We start from the raw sequence: 18,321 nt of genomic DNA on the forward strand, positions 1-18,321 counted from the left end.
GTTGTTATTCCACGGCATCGCGCGGCTCCACTTTCCAGTCGCCGGCAGCCGGCCGCTTGAGCCCGAGATTTTCCCGCAGTGTCTTGCCGCGATATTCCTTCTGGAACAATCCGCGCCGCTGCAATTCCGGGACGATATGTTGCACGAAATCGGCATAGGAGCCGGGCACATAGGTCGCGGCGATGACAAAGCCGTCGCAGCCGCGCTCGACGAACATTTCTTCGAGCTTGTCCGCGATCTCCTTGGGGCCGCCGACCATCGCATCCTGGACCTGGCCGCGGCCGGAGAAGGTGACGAAATCGCGCGCGCTCGGATTGCTCTTGCCGGAATTCTTGAGCACGCCGTCGCGGATGCCCAGAATGCCCTGCATGCTCTTCAACTCTTCCGTCGTCAGCGGCTCGTCGAGATCCTTGGAGGCGAAATCGTAATTGAGCGCTTCGGCCAGTAGCGACAGCGCGTCGATCTGCAGCGGCAGCTTGTTGACCAGCGCCATCTTGTCTTCGGCCTCGGCCTTGGTCGCGGCGCAGACCGGTGTCGTGAGGTTGCAGAGGAACATCGCCTCCGGATCCCGGCCGGCTTTCGCGGCCTCATTACGCACGGACGCATAGCCTTCCTTGGCGGCGGCGAGGTTGCGTGCGGCGGTAAAGATCACCTCGCCCCATCGTCCTGCAAAGCGTTGCCCGCGGCCGGACGCACCCGCCTGGATGATCACGGGATGGCCCTGATCCGAGCGCGGCACGGTGAAGGGACCGCGCGACTTGTAGAATGGGCCCTTGTGATCGAGCCGCTTCACCTTGGCTGGATCGGCGAAGCGGCCGCTCGTCTTGTCCAGGATGAGCGCGCCATCTTCCCAGGTGTCCCAATGGCCGAGCACGACCTCCATGAACTCGTCGGCCTTGTCGTAGCGGGCATCATGTTCGGGATGAGAGTCGCGCCCCATGTTGTGTGCTTCGCCGTCGTTGAGCGAGGTGACGACATTCCACCCGGCGCGTCCGCCGGACATCAGGTCGAGCGTTGCGAAGCGGCGGGCGATGTCGAAAGGTTCGAAATAAGTCGTCGAGCCGGTCGCCCCCAACCCGAGCTTCTCTGTAACCATGCCCATCGTTGTCAGCACGATCAGCGGGTCCATCTTCACGCAGCGGATACCGTATTCGACGGTGTGGGCGTGATCGTTGCCGTAGCGGTCCGGCATCGCCAGCCGGTCGTCGAAGAAGGCCATGTGGAACTTGCCGGCTTCGAGGATTTTGGCGATCTCCTGATAATAGTCCGCCGACATCGAATCGTCGCGCGAGTCCGGATGGCGCCATGAACTCGGCAAATTCGTGCAGTTCTGGGCCTGAAGGAAGCCGACCAGTACCATCTGCCGCGTCATGCTGCTGTTCTCCGAATTGCGTCAGGCCAGATCAAGGACCGTATCCAGCCTGTACTCGCGCGCCAGCGCGCGCAGTTTTTCCCACGTCGCATCCTCGATCTCGATGCCGTCGCGCCGGCGCTGCTGCTCGCGCACGCCCTCGATCTCTCCGGGATAGAACACGCCTTTGCTGCCCTCGGAGGGCGGGGTCGATTTGAGATAGTGCGCGAACTCGGCAACCTCGCGCTTGAAGTCTTGCAACGGGCGAAATGCGGCGACGTTGAACACGGCCATGAAGCAGCCGTCATTGTGCCGGCCCGTGGGCTCGACGCCGAAACCAAGGCCGGTGAGCAGGCCGCACAGGACCTCGACCATTGCGGCGAGGCCGCTGCCCTTGTAGCCCTCGGTTCCGCCGAGCGGCAGCAGCGCGCCGCCCTTGCGGTATTGGGTTGGATCGGTGGTGTGCCGTCCTTCGGCATCGATGATCCATCCCCTCGGAATCTCCTCACCGCGGGCGACGGCGAGCTGGATCTTGCCGGCGGCGACCGCAGAGGTCGCCATGTCCAGGTAGAAGGGCGCATCGAGATCGGACGGCACTGCGATCGAGATCGGATTGGTGCCGAGACGAGCCTCCTTGCCGCCGAACGGCGCCACGTGCTTCGGCGAGCGGCCGGAATCCGCCGTTGCGATCCCGATCATGCCTTCGCGCATCGCCATCAGCGGATAGGCGGCGAGGCGGCCGACATGGCTTTGCCGGAACACGGTGCAGGCGGCGACATTCGCTGTCTTCGCTTTCTCGATCGTCAGCGCCATCGCCTTGGCGTTGACGTGGAAGCCAAAACCCCACTGGCCGTCGATCACGGTCGTCGTCGGGGATTCCCGGACGATGCTCCATTTGGCGCCGGGCACGATATGGCCGGCCTTGATGCGGTCGATGTAGGTGGGTACGGCGATCACGCCGTGGGAATCGTGGCCGGCGAGATTGGCTTTGACGCAGCCGCCTGCGACCGCGTCGGCCTCTTCCTCGGAAGCTCCGGCGGCACGAAGCAGCGCGGCGCTGATGCGCGTGAGGCGGTCGGCCTGGACGATCGGCATGGCGTTTCCCCGGCTGGTGCCCTTAACAGGCTGCTTGTTGGGAGCCATGGTCTCAAAGCGCGGCTGCGATATCAATCTCCCGTAAACCAATACAGGGCTGCAAATTCGTAAACAGAACGCGTGGTCGGTCGAAACTGCCATCCCGTACAGCGGGATTTCGCGCCGGTTGTTCGCAGCTCGTTCACTTTGATTGACGGTTTGCGGGAACCAATAACCCCCACTTAGGTCATCCGCCCTCATAAGCTATCCGGGATAAAATGGCAGAGATGCCGGGGGAGTGAGATCGTGCAGAGGACCCTCGCGCGCACACTTGCAGCGTTGAGCGACATCAACGAAGCGATCCTTTACGCGAAGTCGCCGGACGAGCTGTACCAGAAGGTCTGCGACGCCGGGTTTTCGAGTGGGGACTTCATGGCCGTCGCCGTCTTCCTGGCGGAGCCGGATGGCCAGCGGCTGCGGTTTGCGGCCGGCTGCGGCGACGACGTTGCGCGGCTGCGTGCGATCAAGATCACCACGGCGGCCGGCACGCCGGAGGGATCGGGCGTCGGCGGCGAAGCCTTTCGCAGCCAGGGGATCTGCATCAGCAACGATTACCTGAACGATCCGCGCTCGCTCGCGTGGCGCGAGGGCGCGGCCGGGGCGGGTGTCGGCGCAGCCGCGGCGCTTCCCCTGATCTGCGGCGGTCGCAGTATCGGCGTGTTGTATGTGACCCGCTCGGGGGCAGGCACGCTCGACGAGGCGATGGTCTCGCTGTTCGAGCGGATGTCGAGCAATCTCTCACATGCGCTGGAGAATTTCGCGCGCGAGACAGCGCGCGTGGATGGCGAGCGGGCAGTGCGGCGGCTCAACCGCATGTTCGGCGCCCTCACCGCGACCAATGAAGCAATCCTTCACGCGGGCACCGAGCAGGATCTGTACCAGCGGGTCTGCGATGCCGCTGTGTACAGTGGCAAGTCGCTTGCAACTTTCGTTCTGCTGCGCGAGCCGGATTCCGAATGGCTGACGCCGGTGGCAGCGACCGGACAAAATCTGGATCTGATCAGACAGTCGCGCTACTCGATCGATCCGGAGAGTCCCTACGGCAAAGGCATGTCCGGCGAGGTGTTCCGGACGCAGAAAGCGGTCGTCGAGGACGACCTCGTCAATCGTACCAAGGGGACCACCTGGGAGCAGGCCAACGTCAATGCCGGCGCCGTCGCCTGCGTGGCTGCTCCCCTGATCAAGCGTGGTACCAGCATCGGCGTGCTGTTTTTCTTCGTGAGCAAAGCCTGGGCGAAAGACGAAGGCATCGTCGCACTGTTGCTGCGCATGACTGAAACCGTATGCTTTGCGCTCGAGAATTTTGACCGCGACAAGGAGAAGGCCCAGATCGCGCTGGAGGAGGAACGGCTGGCGCGCATGTACGCGGCGCTAAGCGCGACCAACGAGGCCATTCTGCGGGCAAGATCCCGCAGCGAACTGTTTGATCTAGTTTGCGAAGCCACGGTGCAGGGCGCGAAGTTCGCCTCGACCTCGATCGCATTGCTCGACCGCGACGCGGGACTGCTTCGCATCGTCGCATCGTTCGGACCGAACGCCGCTGAGGTACGAACCTTCAGGTTGCCGGTCAGCGACGAGGTTCCGGAGGGACGCGGGCTGACCGGCACTGCGTTCCGGACGCGACAGCCTTGTATCAGCAACGACATCCTGGCCGACACTCGCCTCGAGCCTTGGCACGCCAGCGCGCGTCGCAACGGTATTGCGTCGTCAACCGCGCTGCCGCTGTTCAACGGTGACAGGGTCGAGGGCGTATTCCTGTTCAACTCGCGCGAGCGCGGCACTTTCACGGACGAGTTCGTCGAGCTCCTGCGCAAGCTCCAGGCCAACGTCGCCTTCGCGCTGGAGAATTTCGATCGGGCCGACGAAAAAGCGCGGGCCGACAAGCAGCGTGATCGCCTGAGTGGCATGTTCGAGGCGCTGAGCGCCACCAATGAGGCCATCATGCGCGCCAAGACGCGCGAGGAGCTGTTCGAGGTCGCGTGCCAGGCCGCCGTGCTCGGTGGGGTGTTCGCCTCCGCGACAATCGGCACTTTGGACGACAAACGTGAGCTTGTCCGGGTGGTCGCCGTGAAGGGACGCCTGCAGGAACGAATGGTGGGACGCACCTGCCTCGTTTCCGCCGACCATCCTGAGGGCCAGGGGATCATAGGGATATCGCTGCGGACCCGCCGGGCCAGTGTCATCAACGATTATCTGAATGATCCGCGATCGGTGCACTGGCATTCCAAGGCGATCGAGGATGGAACCCGGGCTGCTGCCAGCTTCCCACTGCTGAGGGCCGGCCAGGAGCCGATTGGCATCCTGCTTTTCCTCGCACCAGAAGAGAATACGTTCACACCCGATCTGGTCGAACTGCTCGGACGTCTGGCTGAAAACGTCTCTTTCGCCCTCGACAATTTCGATCGTGCCGAGGAGAAGGCCCGCACCGAGGCGCAGAAGGAACGCCTGACGCGGATGTTTGCGTCGCTGAGCGCCACCAACGAGGCGATCATGCGGGCGAAGTCGCGCGCCGAACTGTTCGACCTCGTCTGCCTTGCCGCCTCGAATGGCGCAAAATTCACCTCGACCACCATTGCACTGTCGAGGGCCGACAGCGACCAGCTGGAGATCGTGTCCAGTGCCGGACCATCGTCTGACACCACGCGCAATGTCCGCCTGTCAATCGACCCCGAACGTCCCGAGGGGCGCGGAATGAGCGGCACGGCGTTCCGCACCCGCCAGCCCTGCATCAGCAACGACTATCTCAACGACGATCGCGTTCGCGCCTTCCATGCCATCGTCCGCAACGACGGCGCGCGGTCGGGCGCGGCATTTCCGCTCGTCGCGCACGATCAGGCCGTCGGCGTCATGATCTACATGTCCACCGAGCCGGGCACCTTCACGGCCGAGTTCGTTGAGCTGTTGCAGCGCCTCGCCGACAACGTCTCCTTCGCGATGGAGAATTTCGACCGGGCCGACGAGAAAAACGAGGCCGACGAGCGGATCGAATACCTCGCTTCGCACGACAGTCTGACCGACCTGCCGAACCGCGAGACCTTCAACGCGCTGCTGCATGAGGCGATCGACGAAGCGCAGCGCCACGACCGCCGCTTTGCGGTGCTGTTCATCGACCTCGACCGTTTCAAGGTCATCAACGATTCGCTGGGCCACGAGGCCGGCGATCTGCTCCTGCTCGAAGTGGCCAACCGGTTGCGTGGTGCGCTGCGCGCAAGCGACGTGGTGGCGCGGCTCGGCGGAGACGAGTTCGTGGTGATCCTCGACCAATGTGGCGAGATCGATGACGTGCAGCGCATCGCGAACGAGCTGTTGACGGCGCTTGCCGAGCCGATGGAGCTGGCGGGGCATGAGTGCCACACCACGGCCTCGATCGGCATCGCGATGTATCCGACCAACGGCTCCGACGCACAGACACTGACCAAGAACGCCGACATGGCGATGTATCTCGCCAAGGAAGACGGCAAGAACGGCTACCGCTTCTTCTCCAAGGAAGTGAAGACGCAGTCGATCGAGCGGCTGTCGCTGGAGAGCGCGCTGCGCCGGGCGCTGGAGCGCGATCAATTCACTTTGAACTACCAGCCCAAGGTGGACATGGAGACCGGCCAGATCACGGGCGTGGAAGCCCTGCTGCGCTGGACGCACCCGGATCTCGGCAGCATCTCGCCGGCGCAGTTCATTCCGCTTGCGGAAGAGACCGGATTGATCGTGCCGATCGGCCGCTGGGTGGTGAAGGAGGCCTGCGCGCAGGCCATGGCCTGGCAGCGCCGTGGCCTCTTGCCGGTGTCGATGGCGGTCAACCTGTCACCGCGGCAGTTTGTGGACGAGCATCTGTTGCAGGACGTCGATGAGGCGCTGGCCGCCAGCGGCATGTCACCCGTGCTGCTCCAGTTGGAGGTCACTGAGAGCATGATGATGCGCAACGTCGGGCGCGCGCTCAAGGTGCTCGACGCCATCCAGAGCCGCGGCATTCGCTTGGCGATCGACGATTTCGGCACCGGTTATTCGTCGATGTCACTGATGAAGCATTTTCCGATCGACACTATCAAGATCGACCGCTCTTTCGTGCGCGACTTGCCGCAGGACGCAGAGGATCAGGCGATCGCGCAGGCGATCATCAGCATGGGCAAGGCGCTCGGCATGACCGTGGTTGCGGAAGGCGTCGAGAACGCCGAACAGGAGGCGTTCCTGCGCGCCCATGGCTGCGACGAGATGCAGGGTTTCCTGATCTCCATGCCGCTGCCGGCGCGGGAGATGGCGGAGCTGCTGCGGCCGATGGAGCTGCCCGTCGCGCCGCCGCTCCAGCCGGGGCCGGACCATGTCGCCACCGAGGCCGCGGCGCTACGCTTGAAAAGCGCTGTCGTCTGATGGCTGCGGGTGCAGTTCGCGGACATCGTCTTCCTTGATTTGCACCTTGCGCGGAAAATCATCCGGCCAGGTCGGCGAGGTTTGCTTGGCGAACAGGGCGAGCAGGACGTGCGCGCCTTCGGCAAAGCTCGAGTCCTGGCTCAGACCGAGTTCAGAACACCAGGCCTGTCGCATCGGCTCGTGCGTGTCGAGCACCGCCATCGCCGGACCCCACCACCAGGCAGGCGCCGTCGATCGTTCGTCCTCCGGCACGGCATGCCAGAGGACGAGCTCGTCCATCATGCGCTCGAATTGCAGGCTTGCGGCCTGATGCATTCGTTCCGTGCTCCCTTGGGTCGCGCCTGAAAGCAGGCCGATGCGCGGACTCGATCGTGGCCTTCGCTGTGAAAAGCTGGCTCGCACTACTGGCTGAGCCGATTGTGCCGCTTGTGTCAGCGGCCATACAAAACATACGGCGGCCGGGAAAGTTGCCGGCGCCGACCGTGACAGTCTCTTTAGCCGCTTATGAGCCCGACCCGCAAGGCGCAATACCGGCGCCGCTGGCGTTGAGATGGCGCAGTCGGGGCTGATGACCGGCGGGGGTCATGTCGTTCTCTACTCAGCGATTGAAGGGCCGGTTGCGGCTGAACAGCAGATAGATCGCGCGTGGGTTGGTGGTCAAATAGCGCCAGAACAGGCGGCGGGGCTCGAGCAAGGTGCGCCAGGCCCATTCGAGCCCGACCTTCTGCATCCATCGCGGCGCGCGGGCGCGGCTGCCCGACAAAAAGTTGAACAGGCCGCCGGATGTCTTGATGACGCCGACATTGGTGAGATGCGGGGTGAATTCCTCGACGAACGCCTGCTCGTTTGGCACGCCCAGCGCAACCCAGAGATAATCCGGCGCTAGCGCGTTGATCTCGTCGACCTTCGCGCGCAGCGCATCGCCACGGAGATAACCATGGCTGTAGCCGACGATCTTGAGGTTTGGATACATCTTCCGAACGTTCTCGACCGCAGCGGCGTTCTCGTCCTCGCTGGCGCCGAACATATAGAAGGTGCGGCCGACCGCCTCAGCCTTGCGCGCGACGACGTGAAACAGGTCCGTCGTGGCGACGCGCTCGGGCAACGGAAACCAGGATTGCAGCCTGGACGCCGCGACCAGCGGCTGGCCATCGGCGTTGATGAGGTCGGCGCCGCGGAACAGGCGCTCGGTCTCCGGTTCGGTCGAGCACCGCGCCAGCACCTCGCCATTGGCCGAGGTCAGGTGCAGCGGACGGCCGATGCGATGGCGCGGATCGGTCGCCTCGATCATGAAATCTGCGGTCGCTTCCAGGTCGATCGCAGCCATGCGGAGGCCGCCAATGGTGATCCGCGGCACGTCGGCGGTTGCGGCCCGGCCATCGAGATTGATGCGGCGCTCAAGCATATTGTCTGCCTCGTTGGCGAGCTTGGGCCATAGGGGTGAGTTCGTCGAGCACGACGCCGACGAGCTTGCGCTCGGCGCGGCCAAGCGTGCTCAATATCTCTTCCAGGCCGTCGTTGATGTCGAGGCTGGTCGGCAGCACCGCCACCAGCGCGTCGGCATCATCGAGCAGCTTACGGCTCCCGGCCGTGAGGGGGGCCGCGGGACCGTCGAGGATCACGAGGTCATAGCCGCCGGCGGAGCGCGCCTGCCCGATGGCCTTGCGGATGGCGTCGGTGGCCTTGCCTGCGTCGCGTTCGGCGGCCGGCAATACCGAGATGCCGTTGAGTGTCTTGATCTCGCGTGCGGCCTTGCTGCCGATCGAAAGCCATCCGACCTTGCTCGGCTCGCTCTTGCCGGGACGGTTGACCTTGTTCGAGAGCGGGTGCGCCTGATGGTCGGCATCGATTATCAGCACCCGGGCGCCGTCGCGCGCGGCCGCGAGCGCGAAGTTCAACGCGGTCACGCTGCGCCCGGTGGTCTCGCTGGCACCGACGAGCGCGATGACCGGCATTGTCTTGCCGCCGGCGCGCCGGGCCGCCGTAGCGCGCATGTCGCGCCAGGCGTTGAGCAGCGTCGTCAGTGGAAAGCCGGGGCGCAGCGTTGGCCAGCCCAGCCGGGTGAGGTCGATGCCGCCGCCGGTGGCGAGAATGGCACCGAGCGTGTGGATGACGTCGGCCTCCTGGAGGCGCGCGATCAGCGGCTTTTCGATCAGAGGCTTCTCGACCATCGAAGGTTGCAGCGGCGGGGCGGCAAGTTCCGGCAGTGCCTCCGCGACTTCCGGGGCTCGCGAGACCGGCTGGGGCCGGGCGGTCTCAGGCGCCCGCGAAGGCTCTGGAGCTCGCGGAGCTTGCGGCAACGGAGTGCGATTGGGACGGGCCGGCGCCGGTGCGAACGCACCAGCGAACAGCAGTTCGGCCACGACGAACCAGCTCGATGCAGCGATTGCGCCGAAGATGAAGCCGATCATGGCGAACAGGCTCATCGCCGGCGGGAACGAGCGCCGCTGCGGCACCGTCGCCTCGCCGATGATTCGAGCCGCCGAGGTGTTCAGCGTCTCCTGCTCCTCGGTCTCGCGCGAGCGCTTGAGGAAGGATTGATAGACGTCACGGCTGGCATCGGCTTCACGCTCGAGCTCGCGCAAGCGCACGGCGGCCTGGCTGAGCTGGACACTCTGCCGCTTCTGCGCCTCCAGCGCCCGGCTGAGCGAGGCTTCAAAGTCGCGGGCGCGGGTCAAATCGTTCTTGGCGGACTGGGCGAAGCGGTCGATCTCTTCGTTGATGGTGCGCTTGAGATCCTCGACCTGCTTCTCGGTCTGGCGCAGCGCCGGATGACGCGGGCCGAGCTCGCCGGCCTGCTCCGCATATTTCTTGCGCGCGTCGGCATATTGGGCGCGCAGGTTCGCGATGGTCGGCGATTGCAGCGCCTCGGAGTTCGCGCCTGCGTCTGCCGTCGTGCGTCGGCTCGCCTCGATCTGGTCGAGGCGCGCCTGCGCGTCCATCGTCGCGGCGCGCGCGGCGGAAAGCCGCTGGTTGCTGGCGGAAAGCTGCTGGTCGCTGATCAGCGCATCCTGGGTGCCGACGAAATTGTTCTGGGCCTTGTAGGTCGCGAGCACGGTCTCGGCGCTGCGCAGCCGCTCGCGCAGCTCCTTCAGGCGGCCGGAGAGGTCGTTGGTGGCGCGCCGGGCGGCGGACGCCTGCGAGTTGCGGGATTCCGCGAGGTAGGCGCTGGTCAGCGTGTTGGCGAGCATCGCCGCTTTCGCCGGATCGGTGGACCAGACCTCGATGTCGACGATGAAGCTCTTCTCGGTCTTGCGGATCGTGATGTGCCGGTTCAGCGCCTCGAGAGCGGCGAGCTGAACTTCCTTTTTCTCCGTGGCGGAGGGCGCGTGGGACTGAAGGCCGATCAGCCCGAGCAGCGACGACATCACGCCTTTGCCATCGGCGCCGCCGCCGAATTCGGGATCCTTGTCCAGATCAGCCTGCTGGATCACCTGGAGCAGCACGCTGTTGGACGTGATCAGGCGCGCCTGGCTCTCGACCACCATCGACATGCCGGAGACGTCCTGCGCGCGGGGCGTTAGCTCGCGATCGACGAGCTGAAGCTCGCGCGGGTCGACATAGAGCTGGGCGGTGGCGGTGTAGCGGGGCGTCAGGCTTTTGCCAACGGTGACGGCAAGCGTCGCACCGAGCAGCGCGGCCACGGCAATCGCGATCTTCCGCCGCCAGAGCAGATTGACCAGCTCCAGCACGTTGAAGCCGGCCTGAGGCCGCTGCTGCGGGGCCTCCGGTCTGGCCCGATCTATCGGCTGGTTATAGTCAAGCATGATCCCCAGCTTTCATTCCAAGTGCCGCGTGCTGAGGGGGTACTCTTCGCTCTACGCCACGCACCTCACATATAGGTGCCCACTCAACGCAACAGGGAAAATTAACCATACTCATTGAGGGACTATTCACCGAAATGGCAAACAAAGCGTTTAAGCGCATGCCGCTCTTCGACGCGTCGCCGTGACGCGTGCGATGGCGCGGTCCCTCAGAGATTAACGGTTCGTTACCCCGTGCGGCGTGGCCGCGAGGCTTCGCCGGTCTTGCGATCGGCCGCGCGCGCACCATGGCCGTCAGCTTTTCCGCAGGATGACGTGATAATCGCCGCGGCGGACGTCCGTCCCGCGCGGGAGCACGGCGTTGAGCACGGCGGCAGCGGCGTCGACCAGGGCTGCGAACAGCAGCTTGCGCCGGCGCATCTCTGGATAGCGCGGGCTCTCGACCTCACGGCGGTAGATCATCTCGAGGCCATTGGCGGCGGCGAACGCTTCGAGCCTCGGCAGCGACACCAGGGGATGGAAGAAGGTCGGGAACGGCGGCTCGCCCGGCAAGCCGGCATCCTTGATGCCTCGAATGTGCCGGTAGAACCAGACGTGGAACCAGTGCGGCGAGTATTTGGTGACGACTCCGGACAACGAGCGCGGATTGGGCGCGCCGATCAGGATCATCCCGCCCCGCTTGAGCGCATCGCGGAAATTCAGGAGTGCGGCGTCGACGTTGGGAAGATGTTCGATCACGTTGTAGCAGATCACCAGATCGAAGGTCTCGCGCCCGAAGCGGTAGGTCTGGACGTCGCCGAGGATCGCTTCGTCCGCATAGCTGTTGTTGCGAACCTGGTCTTCGTCGATGTCGACGACGGTGACCTTGCTGCGGCTCAGCAATTCCGGTGGCAGGACGCTGCACGAGCCGCCTCCGGCTTCGTAGGTGGCGAGCTGGCCCTGCGGCAGTTCGCGACGCAGTACGTCGTGGACGGCGAGCAGGCTGTCGCGGGCTTCACCGGGGACGAGATCGTGCAGCGCCTGAGTGTGTGCAATGGCCGCGGGAATTTGGACCGCCGTGGCTGTCGCGAAATCGATCGTGGCTGGCTTGTTCATTTTTTTCCGACCGCGCTTGTTCGACTTAAATTTACAGGAAAAATCTCGTGTACCCGTAGAGCAAATCCGATGCCGCGACGCTTCACCCGTCGCAGTGCTTACGGTCAGGTTAATGAGCATGTGCGTTAACTACGGTATCTTCCGCGCCAGCCCCCGTCGGCACGGTGGACCGCGAATTGCAGTATCACGCGCGCAAGGTTTCGCAGCAGAAACACCTGAAAGCAGTTAAGTGCATGGATGGCGGAAAATCGGCGGCGTTGTGCCGTCGCGAGGCTCAAACCGGCCGTTCATTTTGGGACGTGCCTGTCCCGCGGCGATGTGCCGTCGCGGGACGACGCTGATCCCCGGGATCGAAGCAGGGCTTTTTCAATCTATCTCGGACATCTAGAACGTCATGACATTGATCCCGACAGACCTGTCCGCCATGCGTATCTCGGATGCCGTGCGCGATCCCAACCGGGAGATCGCGGCCAGCTCCCGGATCATCGACCTGTCGGTTGGTATCGTCGTCTGCATCCCCTGCTTCCGCCGCCCGCAGCATCTGCGGTTGACGCTGGACTCGCTCGCGAGCCAGCGCACCCCGCGCTCCTTCGCCGTCGTCATGGTCGAGAACGATGCGGTCCGGCGCGAAAGCGCGCCGGTGGCCGCGGAATATCTCGCCGATGGCAGGCTTCAGGGTGTCTGCCTGGTCGAGAAACGGCAAGGCAACGTCCAGGCGATCAACGCCGCGTTCGAGACGGCGCTGGCGCTGTTTCCGGCCGCGACCCGGTTCCTGATGATCGACGACGACGAGATCGCCTCGCCCGATTGGCTCGAACTGATGGTCCGCACCGCGGAGGCCACCGGCGCCGATCTGGTCGGCGGGCCGGTGCTGCCGGTCTTCGAGGACCACAGCATGCCCTGGCTTTCGCGCCACCCCGTTTTCTGTCCCGCCTATGATTACAGCGGCGCTGTGCCCCTGATCTACGGCTGCGGCAATTGCCTGATCACGCGTGCGGCATTCGAGAGCTTCGCCCGTCCCGCCTTCGACCCCCGCTTCAACTTCCTCGGCGGCGGTGACTGCGATTTCTTCGTGCGCTGCCGCGATGCCGGCATGACGTTCCACTGGACGGCGGAGGCAGTCATCACCGAGACGGTGCCGCAAAGCCGCACCAGTTTCGGCTGGATCGTGAAGCGCGGCCTGCGCATCGGCGCGATCAATTATCGTGTGCAGTCCAAGGCCGCGCAGGGGGCAGCGGCGCGAGTGTGGGTCTTTGCGCAGATGCTCGCAAGGTTGCCGCTGGCGCTGGTGCGCGCGGCCGGCCTGCTGAAATCGTCGAAGGCCGTCGTCGCGATGCATCCCGTGATGGTCGCGCTCGGCTCGCTGCTCGCCGCGTTCGGCATCGAGCCGAAACCCTATGAGGCCTCGAAGATCGCGTCCTGACGCCGAGGCGGCGGGCTAAATACCAAAGCAGGCGAGGGCGACCCTGACCGCGGAGCGCGGCAGCGATTTGAGCGAGCGGCGCCCGACCATCCCAAGATAGGTCAAGGCCTGGCGATATCTGCCGAAGCGGACCGCTTGCATCGCCGAATACGTGACGAGATGAACCTCGGCGGCCTGGCGCAGTGCGGCCGCCATGCCCGCGGGCAGTCGTGCCATGATCAGCCCGTCGTCGAACACCCGCGCGATCGCCGGAAAGAAATCCTGTGGCGTCCGCACCGCAGCGTTCATGGTGTTGGCCGTATGCAGGCGGTAGTCGAGCAGAAGGTTCGGCGCAAATTCGAATTCGCCGATCGCGGCAAGGCGGCACCAGCAGTGCCAATCCTCGCAATATCTGAGCGCGACGTCGAAGCCGCCGATGGCGCGGAAGGCCTCTGCACGTGCGAGCGCAATGCCGCCATTGACGATGAAGTTGCCGGCCGCGAGCCGCGTCAGCACGTCGCCGGACGGTTTGCGGCGTCCTTTCAGTAGATCCCGACGGCCGATCTGCCGTCCCTCGCTGTCGATCGTGTTGTAGTCGCCGTAGACGAGAACCGCTCGCGGCGCACCCCTCGCAGCCGCCAGCAGCGCCGCGACCGCGCCAGGCCGCAGGCGATCGTCGGCGTCGAGGAAGAGCAGCCATTGGCCGCTCGCATGCTCCGCGCCGAGATTGCGCGCTGCCGATACGCCGGCTGCGCCGTTGGTCATCAGGCGCAGTCGCGGGTCACGAATGGCATGGACGATGGCGGTGGTGCCGTCGGTCGAGCCATCGTCCACGACGATCACTTCGCTGACCTCGGCCTGCGCCAGTGCGCTGGCGAGGGTTTCGCCAATATAGGCCGCAACATTCTTGGCCGGAATGACGACGGACACCGATGTGGTTGAGCCGACCTGCAGCGGGAGGCGCGCCGCCGGAACCACACGCGATGTGGCGGGCAATTCGAGAATGTCTTCCGCGGTGATCAAGATACGACTCGCCTTTAACCGTCTGTTAACCAGGGCGCATCTGCGAGTTGGCAATGCGATCGATCGCAACCTTGGCCGTCGCGAATAATACTCGCATTGGGAAAAAAGCGTCGCCACGAAGGCTGCCGCGGCGTTGGTTTCGTCAATTAGCGTTAAGCCGCCGGCATTAAGCCTGTGGCAAATTTGGAAGAGTGCGACAGCCGGTACCATGCGAGAATGCGCACCAGGCCGCCGCGGATGGATCCCAGTGCCCGCAAAGACATTCGACTACGATCCCGACGACATGGTCCTCAACCTGTTCTACGAGGACAAAGACGATCGCTGGTTTCCCGGCGATCGGCATCTGCGGCGCATGGCGCGTCGCATGCTGCTCGGCGAGCCGCGCATGAGCGGGCAGCTCCGCGTGTTCCTCAATCTCTGTGCGGGACTCGATCGGCTCGGTATCCGCTATCGCGTCAACGACTACGGCTACATCGCGCGGCATCCGGGCGAACTCGCCTGCATCATCGGCCGCACCTTCCTGCTCGACAAGTTTGCCTGGAAAAATCCGATCCTGCTCGGCGTCGCCGCCCACAATCATCCGCTCGACGATCCCGACCTGTTCAAGCGCCTGCCGGTCAAGAAGGTCGTGGTGCCCGGTCCATGGTACGCCGAGATGTATCGGCCGCATTGGCCCGATACGGAGGCCTGGCCGATCGGCATCGACACGGATCTCTGGGCACCGTCCCCGACGTCGCAAAAGAGCGTCGACGTCCTGATCTACGACAAGGTGCACTGGGACCGCGATCGCTACGCGGCGGAGCTGATCGAGCCCGTCCGCGCCCGGCTCACGAGGGAAGGCCACTCGTTCACCGAGCTGCGTTACGGCAGCTACAAGGAAGAAGACTATCGGGCCGCGCTCGCGCATTCGCGTGCGATGATCTTCCTGTGCCAGAACGAGAGCCAGGGCATCGCCTATCAGCAGGCATTGTCTTGCGGCGTGCCGGTGCTCGCCTGGGATCCCGGCGGGCCGTGGCGAGACCCCGACTACTATCCGCATCGCGTCCAGTTCGCGCCGGTGTCGTCGGTGCCGTACTGGGACGATCGTTGCGGCGCCAAATTCGTCGACATCGCCGGGTTTGAGGCGGGATGGGATGATTTCTGGGCCGGGTGCGCCGCCGATACCTTCGAGCCGCGCGGCTTCGTGCTCGACAATCTCACGCTGGAACAGCGTGCGCTTCAATATTACGAGATCGCGCGGGGCATCGTCCGGCAGCAGGCGGTGCCGCAGAGCCCCGCTGGACTGGTTGACGAATGCTTAACAGGGATCGGCTAAGACTTGAAGCTTCCCCCCGGCTTCACCACCAGTTTCGAGCCATGGATCGCAGCGCTACTGACATGACCGATGTCGAGGTCCGATCGTTCGGCGGCGTCCTGCGCGATGGGCTTGCGAGGCTCAACACCGTGCGGGCGGCGCGCTGCCTTGTTGCGGTCGCAGCGCTGCTCCTCGTGCTGGTGACGCTCGATCCGTTTCCCGATCTGCGCAACGAGGATGTCACCACCGTCATCGGCGGACGAATGGCGCTCACTTATGTCGCCTGGGGCCTGCTGGCCGCGGTCGCGGTCCTGTTCGTCGCCGCAACGGATGCGCCTGCGCTGAAGACCCTGGTGACGCCGCTGCATATCTGCCTGGTCGGATGGCTGTTGATCAACATCGTCTTCTCCGAGAATCGCGGAGTCTCGATGCAGCGCTTCGTGCTCGCGGCCAGCGTGATGTCGCTTGCGGTGCTGTTGCCGTTGCTGCCGCCGACGCAGCGCAGCTTCAATCTGTGTCTTGGCGGCGCCGCGCTCGTATTGCTCGCACTCTGCTATCTCGGCGTCATCATGGCCCCGCAATACTCGATGCACACTGCACTCGACGTCACCGAGCCGCAGTTGGCCGGTGACTGGCGCGGCAGCTTTGGCCACAAGAACATCGCCTCGCCGGTGATGACCATCCTGGTCTATGTCGGCATCTACCTGTCCGCTGTCGGCTCGTTCGTGATGGGCCCGGCCGTCGCCGCGCTGGCCGGAATCTTCCTGATTTTCACCGGCGGCAAGACGTCGTCGGTGCTGTGTCTTGCAATCTACGCGCTCGCCTCGCTGGTCTGCGTCACGCCGAGCCTGTGGCTGAAGCGGATCATCTGCTTCGTGCCGCTGATCGTGATGAACCTGCTGACGGTTGGCAGCGTCGTGAGCCCGGCGCTCGGGACGATGACGCGGCTGCTTCCGCTCGATCCCACTTTCACCGGCCGTTCCGCCATCTGGGAGTTCGCGCTTGCAGCTGTCGCCGAGAAGCCGATCATCGGCCATGGCTACGCCGCGTTCTGGGACGACGTGACCGCGCGGCAGACCGCCCAGGGCGCCGAATGGGCGACGAGCGCGGCGCACAGCCACAACAGCTATCTCGACCTCGCGGTGACCATCGGCGTGCCGGGGCTGTTGCTGGTGATCCTCGTCTTCGTGCTCGCGCCGCTCGGCAATTTCCAGACGGCCCGAACTCACAACCGCAGCGGTGCGTTGGCAAAGCTGTTCCTGACCGTGTGGCTGTTTGGCCTGTACTACGGGGCCACCGAGACCTTCCTGCTCGAACGGCAGAATCCGATCTGGTTCATGTTCGCCGTTGCCGTGGCCGGCCTGCACTTCCTGGCCAGGTTCCAATGCGTCGCGGAAACGGAACCGGATGACATGTCGCAGCCGGTGCCGCCGTAGTGGCATCGGCTTAACGATAAGCGGTGAGGTCAGTTGTGGCCGCGACCAAACATAATCTATCCGGAAGCACCCAGTAATCGTATGTCCCGCGGATGACGATCCTCAGCGTCGAGCAACCAGATGGTCTTGTGTCCAGCACGTCGGGAATCGCGGTCGATTTCGTGCGTGACTGGCAGCGGGCCGCATCACGCCTGAACTTAGGCCATCGCACTGCATTCCAGCATGGATACTGGCTCAGCGCGTGGTACGAGGCGTTCCACGATCTCTCGCCGCTGATTGCCGTCCTCTCCGATGTCGCGAGCGGCAAGGATATCGCAATGGTGCCGATGATCAGCCACCTCAGGCGCGGCATCCGCATCGTCGAATTCGCCGATTTTGGCGTCTCCGACAACAACGCGCCGATCCTGGCGCTCGATGCCGCGTTGGACGCGGCGGCGGCGGATGCGATCGGCAAGGCGCTGATCGACGCATTGCGCGCATTGCCGGACCGCTTCGATCTGCTCCGCCTGAAGAAGATGCCGGCCCAGATCGGCGGCAGTCCGAACCCGCTGGTGTCGCTCGGCCGGATCGGATCCTGCTCGCTCAACGGCAACCTCGTGCTGACCGGCGACGACTATGAAGATTACCAGGCCTCGATCAAGCGCATGCAGATGCCACGCTGCTGGCGCGTCTTCAATCGTCACGCCGGCGCGCGATTCGAGATCGCCACCGGTGTCGCGCGTGCGCGCGAGCTGCTGGACGTGATGGATGTCCAGCAGCAGGCGCGCATGCGAAAGCTCGGCTCGCGCTTCGTCCTCAACGACGAAACCCATGCGCAGTTTTATCGCGAGGTCGCGCGTCGGGGCGTCGCGAACGGTTACGCCGTCATCTCGGCGCTGGTCTGCGACGAGGCCGTCGTTGCCACCACGCTCGGCGTCAGGTTCGGTGCGACCTATTTTCTCCTGCGCATCAGCCATGCCGGCGATTCGTGGTCGAGCTGCTCGCCGGGACTGCTCGTGACCGAGCGCACCATGGCGGCCCTGCATGCGGACGGCGTGCGCCGTTTCGACCTCAGCATCGGCAACCAGGATTACAAGCGCCGCTTCGGCGCCGAGCCGCTGCCGCTGACCGATGTCAGCGTCGCGCTGTCCTGGCGCGGCATGCCCTTCGCGTGGCGTGACCATGTCGCGCAGGGCCTGCGCCGTCACCCCAGGCTCGCCGCCGTTGCGGCGCGGGCGATGGGCAAGGAGATACGCTGACGCGCTGCCCTGGATTGCAGGGTCACTCGATTATCGCAATCGCTGTGTTATCGTCGCCTGTTTCCTGGAGGCGACATGGAAGATCGGTCGGCAAAATATCGCGCATTCTATGCGCAGTTGATCTGCGCCGCGGCGAGGGCCGCGGACCCCCGTATCGAGGAAGCCTTTCGCACCGTCAGGCGCGAGCCGTTCGTCGGACCTGGACCGTGGTCGATCTCTCTC

12 protein-coding genes and 1 pseudogene are annotated in these 18,321 nt (G+C 64.6%); 6 read left to right on the forward strand and 7 right to left on the reverse strand.

What is annotated here, in order from left to right; all coding sequences use genetic code 11:
• Window positions 1–4: 4 nt before the first annotated feature.
• Complete coding sequence (locus AC0L2J_RS30035; protein WP_473395413.1) at window positions 5–1,372, reverse strand: LLM class flavin-dependent oxidoreductase; 1,368 nt, start codon at window positions 1,370–1,372, stop codon at window positions 5–7.
• A 21-nt stretch (window positions 1,373–1,393) separates the two neighbouring features.
• The gene (locus AC0L2J_RS30040; protein WP_063993998.1) at window positions 1,394–2,446 is read right to left on the reverse strand and encodes an Ldh family oxidoreductase; all 1,053 of its coding nucleotides are present in this window, start codon (window positions 2,444–2,446) and stop codon (window positions 1,394–1,396) included.
• A gap of 285 nt (window positions 2,447–2,731) precedes the next feature.
• On the opposite strand from AC0L2J_RS30040, the gene AC0L2J_RS30045 reads away from it, so the two are divergent.
• On the forward strand, window positions 2,732–6,847 hold the full coding sequence (locus tag AC0L2J_RS30045; RefSeq protein ID WP_473395414.1) for a GAF domain-containing protein: 4,116 nt from the start codon (window positions 2,732–2,734) through the stop codon (window positions 6,845–6,847).
• On the opposite strand, the gene AC0L2J_RS30050 is transcribed toward AC0L2J_RS30045, so the two are convergent.
• The 4 genes from AC0L2J_RS30050 to AC0L2J_RS30065 form a co-directional block, all read right to left on the reverse strand.
• Window positions 6,821–7,162, reverse strand: coding sequence for a hypothetical protein (locus tag AC0L2J_RS30050; protein WP_473395415.1), 342 nt, complete (start codon window positions 7,160–7,162; stop codon window positions 6,821–6,823). The genes AC0L2J_RS30045 and AC0L2J_RS30050 overlap by 27 nt on opposite strands.
• A 283-nt stretch (window positions 7,163–7,445) precedes the next feature.
• Complete coding sequence (locus AC0L2J_RS30055) at window positions 7,446–8,252, reverse strand: WecB/TagA/CpsF family glycosyltransferase (protein ID WP_007615050.1); 807 nt, start codon at window positions 8,250–8,252, stop codon at window positions 7,446–7,448.
• On the reverse strand, window positions 8,245–10,614 hold the full coding sequence (locus tag AC0L2J_RS30060; RefSeq protein ID WP_473395416.1) for an exopolysaccharide transport family protein: 2,370 nt from the start codon (window positions 10,612–10,614) through the stop codon (window positions 8,245–8,247). Before AC0L2J_RS30060 ends, AC0L2J_RS30055 begins: the two co-directional genes overlap by 8 nt.
• A 291-nt stretch (window positions 10,615–10,905) precedes the next feature.
• Window positions 10,906–11,706 carry a class I SAM-dependent methyltransferase gene (locus tag AC0L2J_RS30065; RefSeq protein WP_473395422.1) on the reverse strand — a complete coding sequence of 267 codons (801 nt, stop codon included), beginning with the start codon at window positions 11,704–11,706 and terminating at the stop codon, window positions 10,906–10,908.
• Window positions 11,707–12,100: 394 nt separating this feature from the next.
• Here AC0L2J_RS30065 and AC0L2J_RS30070 point away from each other — a divergent pair, with 394 nt between their 5' ends.
• On the forward strand, window positions 12,101–13,129 hold the full coding sequence (locus AC0L2J_RS30070; RefSeq protein ID WP_473395417.1) for a glycosyltransferase family 2 protein: 1,029 nt from the start codon (window positions 12,101–12,103) through the stop codon (window positions 13,127–13,129).
• A gap of 15 nt (window positions 13,130–13,144) precedes the next feature.
• Here the strand turns inward: AC0L2J_RS30070 and AC0L2J_RS30075 are convergent, their stop codons facing one another.
• A complete protein-coding gene (locus tag AC0L2J_RS30075) occupies window positions 13,145–14,131 on the reverse strand; it encodes a glycosyltransferase (RefSeq protein WP_473395418.1) in 987 nt (328 codons plus the stop codon).
• Between the two features lie 247 nt (window positions 14,132–14,378).
• Between AC0L2J_RS30075 and AC0L2J_RS30080 the strand changes: the two genes are divergently transcribed.
• The 4 genes and pseudogenes from AC0L2J_RS30080 to AC0L2J_RS30095 form a co-directional block, all read left to right on the forward strand.
• Window positions 14,379–15,446, forward strand: a complete 1,068-nt coding sequence (locus AC0L2J_RS30080) for a glycosyltransferase (protein ID WP_473395419.1) — start codon at window positions 14,379–14,381, stop codon at window positions 15,444–15,446.
• Between the two features lie 41 nt (window positions 15,447–15,487).
• Entirely contained in the window at window positions 15,488–16,861 is a 1,374-nt protein-coding gene (locus tag AC0L2J_RS30085; RefSeq protein ID WP_473395420.1) for an O-antigen ligase family protein, read from the forward strand.
• Between the two features lie 92 nt (window positions 16,862–16,953).
• Window positions 16,954–18,099, forward strand: coding sequence for a GNAT family N-acetyltransferase (locus AC0L2J_RS30090; protein WP_473395421.1), 1,146 nt, complete (start codon window positions 16,954–16,956; stop codon window positions 18,097–18,099).
• Between the two features lie 75 nt (window positions 18,100–18,174).
• Window positions 18,175–18,321: pseudogene (locus AC0L2J_RS30095) on the forward strand (methyltransferase); the annotation flags it as partial.

The sequence above is a fragment of the Bradyrhizobium sp. MV1.5 genome, assembly GCF_055807615.1.